Origin of the sequence: Bacillus sp. JJ1532 (genome assembly GCF_036965085.1) — a bacterium.
Taxonomy (GTDB): Bacteria; Bacillota; Bacilli; order Bacillales; family Cytobacillaceae; genus Cytobacillus.
In genome coordinates, this window is the sequence record NZ_JBALOW010000123.1 from 1 (window position 1) to 3,350 (window position 3,350).

General features: G+C 34.5%; 5 protein-coding genes. 2 read left to right on the plus strand and 3 right to left on the minus strand.

Annotated features, from left to right (window positions below):
- Nucleotides 1-86: 86 nt before the first annotated feature.
- Genes V7122_RS24585 through V7122_RS24595 form a run of 3 tightly spaced genes read right to left on the minus strand, consistent with a single transcriptional unit; the run spans nt 87 to nt 1,146 of the window.
- On the minus strand, nt 87-368 hold the full coding sequence (locus V7122_RS24585) for a hypothetical protein (RefSeq protein WP_335529778.1): 282 nt from the start codon (nt 366-368) through the stop codon (nt 87-89).
- A gap of 10 nt (nt 369-378) precedes the next feature.
- On the minus strand, nt 379-768 hold the full coding sequence (locus V7122_RS24590) for an SHOCT-like domain-containing protein (RefSeq protein WP_335354742.1): 390 nt from the start codon (nt 766-768) through the stop codon (nt 379-381).
- A gap of 15 nt (nt 769-783) precedes the next feature.
- Nucleotides 784-1,146 (minus strand): DUF2089 domain-containing protein, encoded by a 363-nt coding sequence (locus V7122_RS24595; protein WP_335354743.1) that lies wholly within the window; start codon nt 1,144-1,146, stop codon nt 784-786.
- A gap of 520 nt (nt 1,147-1,666) precedes the next feature.
- Here V7122_RS24595 and V7122_RS24600 point away from each other — a divergent pair.
- Nucleotides 1,667-1,966, plus strand: coding sequence for a PadR family transcriptional regulator (locus V7122_RS24600; RefSeq protein ID WP_335354744.1), 300 nt, complete (start codon nt 1,667-1,669; stop codon nt 1,964-1,966).
- A complete protein-coding gene (locus V7122_RS24605; protein ID WP_335354745.1) occupies nt 1,959-3,152 on the plus strand; it encodes a DUF2812 domain-containing protein in 1,194 nt (397 codons plus the stop codon). The genes V7122_RS24600 and V7122_RS24605 overlap by 8 nt, the downstream gene beginning before the upstream one ends.
- The last annotated feature ends 198 nt before the right edge of the window (nt 3,153-3,350 follow it).

Below are 3,350 nucleotides of genomic sequence, written 5' to 3' on the forward strand. Positions count from 1 at the left end.
CTATACTGTCTTTCTACAATTTTCACGGTATTGTAAGCGAGAAAATTAAGCTTTTTTTCAAAGTACCAAGTGTATTAGAAAATAAATTATAGTCTAACCTTAACCTCAGTACCGTCCTTAGCTTTGACATCTACTAGCACTATCCCCTTATAATTTTTCAGTACCTCGACGATAGGCTTTAGCGTATTTTTGTCTATTAGTGGAAAGGTAAAGTCCAGTTTTTTTCTTTCGAAGTGCTCTTTTGTCCATTTGTTTACATTTTGCTGAAGAAATTTTGAAGACAAAATGGAAATAACAATGTTTAAAATAGCATATGGGATGGGGATGGTAAACCGAACGTCTTTTGCTTTCACTTTTACATGCATCATAAGCAAACCACTAATCAATGATGACCGAAACGGTATCCCCGTTTGCCGATTTAATATCAACAATTTGGCCATCTAATTCGTTTTCGATTGCTTCAATAATAAGGTTTATGTCTATATCTTTAACGTATTTTTCCGATTGAGGAATACTCGCTGCGATGCTGTGTCCAGCCATTAATACTGCCTTGACAAGTTTTATAGGCAAATTGACCGTGACGTTATCATTTTCGGTTGATACAACACGAATTTTTAATGTTTTATCTAAATATTTTGCTGGTTTTTCAAAAAGCTTATTACCTGTTTCTTCTTTCTCTTTTAATACTTGAATCAGTTCTGAACCCTTATCTGCATCAATCTTCCCTTCTTGAACCATTGTTAACACTCTTGTAATTTCCTCTTTCATGATCCATTCCTCCTATTACTCTTTTAAGAGCTTAATGGCTTCTTCTGGTGTGATTTCGCCATTTTCCAACATGGTGACAACTTTTTTCTCGTCAACTTCATTTTTCTTCTTCTGCACATATCCAAGGGATGAAATGATGTCTGTTAGTTTGCTTCGAACCGTTGGATACGAAATACCCAGTTCCTTTTCAACTTCTTTGATATTCCCTCTGCATGTAATAAATACTTCTACGAAATGCAGTTGATCCTTTGATAAGGATGCCAGCTTAGATAATTCAAACTCATTTTCAATCGTAGTGTGACAATGAGTGCATTGCAACTTTGTAATTTTTAAAGTTTTACTGCAGACAGGACAATTTGTAATTACTTGATATGCCATAATGAAAATCCTTCCTTTTTGTTGATTCGATTATATAACAATAAATAAAAATAATAAATAATAAAACTTAATTTCTTTGATAAAAAAATCAATAATATTAAGTTAATGTTTAATATTATTGATTTTTCGTTATGGTCATTCGTAACGTATTATATTTGCCATAATAGTTTTAATGAGTTTTTTTAAAATTAGAAGGAGGTACCTATACTTTATTAGGGGAGTAGAGTACTGGATAACTATTCCTTTTTCCTTCGTGATTCAATACTTAAATGACAGAATAAATGCATCCTACAGAGCGGGAACGAGAAAAACAACGGATTTAGAAGAGATGGGCGGAGAATATCTTGCAAGCGTTGGTGTACATAGGTACAAGTTTTACAGATTTGGTTTTTTACACCATATTCTGTATTTACAAAAAGTGTTTAACGAAGTACTATTATGTTATACGATATATCGTATAACATAATATGTTAAAGAATGAAAGTAGGTTTGTATGAAAATGGCATATAATGGAGGGCCGATGACCGAAGCAATGTATTATGTACTGCTAGCGCTGATGCATCCAAACCATGGTTATCAGCTTATGCATGCAATTACAGAAGTTTCGAATGGCAGAGTAAAAATGGGACCGGGGACACTTTATGGAGTACTATCACGAATGCAAAAAGACGGTCTTATTTCATTAGAAGAAGATGATGGCCGAAGAAAAACTTATCAAATTACACCAGAAGGAGAACAAGCTCTGCGCATAGAGTATAGGAGATTAAAATCCTTGATAAAAGACGGCAATATTTTAGAAGAAGGTGAAGAGAATGAATAAGACTGTCTACAAACTTCGTCCCAGTGATTATTGGCGAATCGGGGAGCATGAAAGCTGGTTTGCAGATATGGCTGCTGAGGGATTCCAACTGAAAAGGATGAGACTGCATTTTGCCGAATTTGTTAAAGGTGAGCCCCAAAAAATGAGGTACAGAATTGATGTATCTATGAAGATCACACCAGAACAAATACAGATGTATGCTGAAAGTGGATGGGACTATGTGACGAGCTATAATTTTTTTCACGTATTTTCATCCCCTGTTGAGCTTAATGCACCAGAGATTCATACAGACCCCGCAGAACAATCTTATACATTAAAGAAACTAGATAAGAAATTAGCTAAGAATGCATGTATAACTGTAGCTGCAATTATCTTAATGATCGGTATGTTGTTTTCTATTTGGTTTCTCGATGGGACACCTACCTTCATTTTGGTCGAAGGGATGGTTATTCAACAAACTGTTTTAACCATTTTCTTTGGATATATGGCCTATACATCGCTGCAAGCAGCTATATCCATTCGTGTTTTGCGAAAAGATCTGATCGAAGGAAAACCTATTGATCATCATGCTCCTTGGAAGAGGCACTATCGATTAAATTCTATTATAGCTTTATTTTTTACAATCGTTGTTGGATTGAGTGCTATACTTCCATTCACACAGCTTGTAAAAGGTTATACAAAAACATTGCCAGAAGCAAGTCTTGACTTACCGATTGTCAGATTAGCAGATGTAGAGCAGAATCCTGCTTTGGTTCGGGGGGAATCTTCATATATGAGAGATAATGTTGATTGGGATAATCGGTATTCGTATGATTGGAGTCCGTTGGCACCAGTGCAATATGATACAGATGAAAACGGGGTAGTCCCGGGAAAAATGTGGGAGGATGGCAGTGGTGAATATTCACCAAGTATTCATACAAGGGTTTTTCAGCTCAGTGTTCCATCTATAGCGGATCATCTGATTTCTGATTTAATAAAAAGATATAGTTATGAAAATAGTCATAGAGAGTTTGTTGAAACAAAGCATCCAGATTTGGATCTTTTGATTGTTCATGAGGAAGAAGAGTCGAAAGAAGTGTTTGCTTCTATGGGAAAAGCCGTTATATATGTTCGTTATCATGGTTATGCAAATATAAATTCAGTAATAGAAAACATAGTAGAGAAAATGGAGCTTATTTCAGATTAATACTAGAATTTGAATCTAGGAATTAGGCTATATTAGCATCTATGATATTGTTAATATTTCTTTTTTTAGACAAAGGATGGAAATATTTTGGTTATATCCGTAAACATTAAAGCTAGAGTGAAGGAATGCGATCTCGATGAAATAAGTTTAAGAGAGAATTTTGAAATGATAATAACAAAAATAACTACACTTTTAGAA

Bases quoted from the DNA above. Each gene is read 5' to 3' on its own strand.
- V7122_RS24585 (WP_335529778.1), bottom strand. From the start codon at position 368: ATGATGCATGTAAAAGTGAAAGCAAAAGACGTTCGGTTTACCATCCCC.
- V7122_RS24590 (WP_335354742.1), bottom strand. From the start codon at position 768: ATGAAAGAGGAAATTACAAGAGTGTTAACAATGGTTCAAGAAGGGAAG.
- V7122_RS24595 (WP_335354743.1), bottom strand. From the start codon at position 1,146: ATGGCATATCAAGTAATTACAAATTGTCCTGTCTGCAGTAAAACTTTA.
- V7122_RS24600 (WP_335354744.1), top strand. From the start codon at position 1,667: ATGACCGAAGCAATGTATTATGTACTGCTAGCGCTGATGCATCCAAAC.
- V7122_RS24605 (WP_335354745.1), top strand. From the start codon at position 1,959: ATGAATAAGACTGTCTACAAACTTCGTCCCAGTGATTATTGGCGAATC.